This is a genomic window from Methylosinus sp. KRF6 (assembly GCF_018887255.1).
Lineage (GTDB): Bacteria > Pseudomonadota > Alphaproteobacteria > Rhizobiales > Beijerinckiaceae > Methylosinus > Methylosinus sporium.
The window spans coordinates 1-4,444 of the sequence record NZ_JAHLJF010000027.1; the positions used below are offsets into that span (position 1 = coordinate 1).

Annotated in this window: 4 protein-coding genes; all 4 read left to right on the plus strand. The window is 66.3% G+C overall.

What is annotated here, in order from left to right; genetic code table 11:
- Positions 1-561 (plus strand): MFS transporter (locus KP010_RS22240; RefSeq protein ID WP_216281870.1); only part of this gene is annotated, 561 nt, incomplete at its 5' end.
- The gene (locus KP010_RS22245; protein ID WP_216281871.1) at positions 551-2,371 is read left to right on the plus strand and encodes an IucA/IucC family siderophore biosynthesis protein; all 1,821 of its coding nucleotides are present in this window, start codon (positions 551-553) and stop codon (positions 2,369-2,371) included. The genes KP010_RS22240 and KP010_RS22245, both read left to right, overlap by 11 nt.
- On the plus strand, positions 2,362-3,594 hold the full coding sequence (locus tag KP010_RS22250) for a type III PLP-dependent enzyme (protein WP_216281872.1): 1,233 nt from the start codon (positions 2,362-2,364) through the stop codon (positions 3,592-3,594). Before KP010_RS22245 ends, KP010_RS22250 begins: the two co-directional genes overlap by 10 nt.
- On the plus strand, positions 3,578-4,366 hold the full coding sequence (locus KP010_RS22255) for an HpcH/HpaI aldolase/citrate lyase family protein (RefSeq protein WP_216281878.1): 789 nt from the start codon (positions 3,578-3,580) through the stop codon (positions 4,364-4,366). The genes KP010_RS22250 and KP010_RS22255 overlap by 17 nt, the downstream gene beginning before the upstream one ends.
- The last annotated feature ends 78 nt before the right edge of the window (positions 4,367-4,444 follow it).

Sequence of the window (4,444 nt, forward strand, 5' to 3'; positions counted from 1 at the left end):
ACCCGGGTCACTTCTCAATGGAAATCCTGGGTCAAATCTCGACGGAAATCGACACAGACTCGGCTCGGCGGCGACTCGCCGGCTCTCGCGGGCGTTTTGTTCGGCCTGCCGCATCTCGTCTACCTCGTGAGCGCCGCCCCGCTCAGCCTTCATCTTGCGCGCCGGAGCCCGCGGTCGACGCTCGCCGCCGCCTTTCTGCTGTTCGCCGCGAGCCTCGCGGGTCAGGCGTTCTCGGGCGGCCCGACCACGCTTTGCCTTTGGCGAGTGGTCATGGGCCTCGCGATGACGGCCGGATTTATCGGCTTGCATGGCGCCGTCGCCGAAATCGCCGGCGCCGCAAACGCCGGGCGCGTCTTCGGTTGGCTCGACAGCGCCTCGAAATGGGGCGGCGTCGGAGCCGGCATCGTCGCCGGCTTAGCCGCGGACGCGTTCGGAAACGGCGCTCCCATGTTCGCCGGGGCGCTTGCGCTCACCCTGTCGGCCGCAGCCGCTCTTTGCGCCGGCTCCGGCGCCGTCCATCGAGAAATCTTTCACTCGGAGAAATTACGTCATGATCGTTGACACAGCGCTCGCGCGGTCGCGAGCTCCGACCCTTCACGCGGAAGCGGGTCTGCACGCTCTTCAGACCTTGCTCAACTGCTATTGCCGCGAACTCGCCTTTCGCGAGGGACATGCGAGCTTCGGCTCGCCCTTCGGACAGAACGACTGGCCTTTGGCTCTGAAGGCGACGCTCCTCGGCCGATCGGCGATACACCTCGTTCTGCCGCACGCGAAGGCGCGCCTCGTCGCCGCCGTGGATCGGCCGCTCCCGCTCGGCCGCTTGCGATTGCGCTCGGCGCTCTATATCCAGACCGAGGGACGCGCCTGGGCGCCGCTCAACTGGCGCGAATTCGCCGCTCTGCTTCTGTGCGAGCTGTCCTTGCGCGAACGCGTTCCTGTCAACGATGAACTCTCGGCGCAAATAAGCGACAGCGTCGAGACGGTGGCCGCCATACTAACGCAGAGGAGCCGGCCGCCGGAAGCCGGCGATCCGCTCGCGTTGTACGCGGAATCCGAGCAGGCCCTCCTCGTCGGTCACTCCTTCCATCCCGCGCCGAAGAGCAGGCAAGGATTCAGCGAGGAGGATCGTCGCCTCTATTCGCCCGAGCTGCGCGTCCGCTTCCCGTTGCGCTGGTTCGCCGTGCGCCGCAACCGGCTGCTTCAGCGCTCTCTTCTCTCGTCGAGCGCCGACGCCGCCGTGGCCGCTCACGCTCCGTTGGACGTGGGGTCGGAATGGGCCCTCGTTCCCACACATCCCTGGCAGGGCCGCCACGCGCTCATTCAGCCCGCGGTGCGACGAGCGATCGAGCAAGGCGCGATCCGCGACCTCGGTCCATCGGGGCCGGAATATATCCCGACCTCGTCGCTGCGGACGCTGTTCCATCCGACCAACCCGTTCTTCTTCAAGCTGTCGCTGCATGTCCGCATCACCAACTGCTTGCGCAAGAACGCGCATTACGAGCTCGACGGAGCGGTCGAGGTGACTCGCCTCTGGCGCGAGATCCAACCGCGTTTCGCCGAGGCGTTTCCCGATTTGCGCGTGTTGGAGGAGCCGGCCTTCCTCACCGTGGACCTGCCGGAAGCGGCGGCCGACGAGCGCACAGCGGTCAACGAGACCTTCGGCCTCATCTTGAGGGAAGGCGTGCAGGGGATCGCGGCCGAGGGCGTGGCTCCGCTCCTGGCGGCCACGCTGTTCGCCGACATCGACGCGGGGGTACCACGCGCCTGCGACTTGTGCCGCGACATCGCCCTTCGTGAGCGCACATCCTATGCGGCGGCGGCCGAGGCATGGTTCGCCGCCTATGTCGAACGCCTCGCGCCACCCGTTCTCGACGCCCTCTTCGCGCATGGCGTAGTGTTCGAACCTCATTTGCAAAACACGTTGGTCGCCGTGCGGGATGGCTGGCCAGCGCAGATCGTGTTGCGCGACTTCGAGGGAGTGAAGCTCATCGAGGGTCGCTTCGATCGGGCGGCGATCGCGTATCTTTCTCCGCGCGCCCGCGAGGCTCTTTCATATGACGAGCAACGTGGATGGAGCCGCGTCGCCTATTGCCTCTTCGTCAACCAGATCGGCGAAGCGGTCGAGTGTCTCGCCGCAGGCGATCACGCGCTCGGGGAGCGATTGTGGCGCATTCTGCGTCACGAATTGGAACGCTACCAGGCCCGTTACGGCTCCGCGGGATCGCGCGAACGTCTCGCGGAATTTCTCGCGGGCGCGCCGCTGCCGGCGAAAACCAACCTCCTCGGCCGCGTCGCCAAGCAGGCCGACCGGCTCTTCGGCTATGCGCCGCTCGCCAATCCTTTCGTTCAGGAGCCGGCGTCATGGATGTGAGCTGGGACCGGCTGAGCGCAGCCGCGCTCGGCGCCAAAGCCGCGGCCGATGGCCCGTGGTGCGGCTATATCTACGATCTCGAGGCGCTGCGCCGGCATGCGCGCCGCCTGGTCGCGAGCCTGCCGCCGAATTGCGAATTATTCTACGCCGTAAAGGCCAATTCGGAAGCTCCCGTTCTGGAAGCTTTGAATCACGTGGTCGCAGGATTCGAGGTCGCATCCGGCGGCGAGCTCGCCTTTGTGCGCGGGCGCTTCCCCCATGCGCCGCTCGTGTTTGGCGGCCCCGGCAAGACCGACGCCGAGCTGGAGGCGGCGCTCGCCATGGAAGTGGAGCGGGTCCATGTCGAGAGTCGGGGCGAGCTCGAGCGACTCGCCTATTTTGCTCGTCGGCGCGGCCTCCCGCAGACGATCCTTCTGCGGATCAACCTGCCGTTGCCCGCGATGCCCGACGCGCCGCTCGCAATGGGAGGGTGCGCCACGCCTTTCGGCATCGATGCTGCGCTCTTGCCGGATTGCCTGGCCTGGCTTCGCGACCGTTCAGAGCTGCGGCTCGCGGGTTTCCACCTTCATCTTATGTCGGGGCAGCTCGAGGCGACGAAGCGCCTCGAGCTCGTCGAGACCTGCTTGCGCGCCGTGCGGGACTGGCGCGAACGCTACGCTCTCGAGATCCACGATGTGAATCTCGGCGGTGGCATGGGAGTCAACTACCGCGATCCGGCGCATCAGTTCGATTGGGAAACATTCGCGCGCGGACTTCGCCGCATCGTCGAACGCAACGGAATGGACGACTGGCGCATACGCTTCGAGCCGGGCCGCTACGTCGCGGCTGCCTGCGGCGTCTACGCGATGGAAGTCCTCGACATCAAGCGCACGTTCGGGCGCATTTTCGTCGTGGGACGCGGCGGAACCCATCATTTCCGTACTCCTCACGCCCAAGGCCACAGCCATCCCTTTCACGTACTGCCGGTGGATGGCTGGACGCGTCCTTACCTGCGCTCGGAGGCGGCGGCGGAGCCGGTGACCGTGGTCGGCCAACTCTGCACACCCAAGGACGTTCTGGCGAGCGAGGCGATGGTCAATCGCGTCCGGGTCGGCGACCTTCTGCTGTTTCCCTACGCCGGCGCCTATGCGTGGCACATCTCGCACCACGACTTCCTGCGCCATCCACATCCCGATCAAATTTTTCTCTCGACGCAGGAGGCGCTCGATGTTGCGGCGGAATGAATTCAAAGCCGCGCTCGGCGCCGCGGAACGGCCACTTGTCGGCCTCATCAATTCAGTGCCAGCGCCGCTGCTCGTCGAAATGCTGGGTTATGCGGGCTATGACTTCGTCGTCATCGATCAGGAGCATGCGGCTCCAAACCCGGAGACGCTCGAGAACCTGATCCGCGCCGCCGAATGCTCAGGGGTGACCCCATTGGTGCGCATGCCCGGCGCGGCCTCGGACGCTATTCTGCATGCGCTCGACGCCGGCGCGCAGGGCGTGGTCATCCCGCATGTGCGCAATGCCGACGAGGCGCGCGCGGCCGTGCGCGCCAGCCGCTACCATCCGCTCGGCGAACGCGGGATCTCCGGCGGGCGCACCACCGGCTTCGGCAGTTTGACCCTGCCCGACTACTTCTCGCTCGCCAACGCCGAGATCCTCGTGGCAGTGATGATCGAGGACCGCGAGGGCGTGGAGGCCATCGATGAGATCGTCGCGGTCCCCGGAGTCGATCTCGTGATCGAGGGAGCGATCGATCTGTCGCAATCTTATGGCGCGCCGGCGCAAGCCCAGCATCCCGACGTCTTGACTGCCGTGGCTCATGTCGCCGCGTGCTGTCGGGCAGCCGGCGTGGCATTTTGTGCCGTGCCGCGCGTGGACGGCCAGCTCGACGCCTGGCTGGAACGAGGCGTTCACACATTCCTGATCGGTGACGACAGAGGCGTGGCCTTTGGAGCCCTGAAGGCCCACGCCGCAGGATTGCGCCAGCGCGCCGGGAGGCGACGCGCATGATGCGGCGTTGACGCAAATTTTGTGGCTCTGGTGCAAACGGCGTGAGCGGGACATAATCCTTCGGAGGGCGGAGCCGAA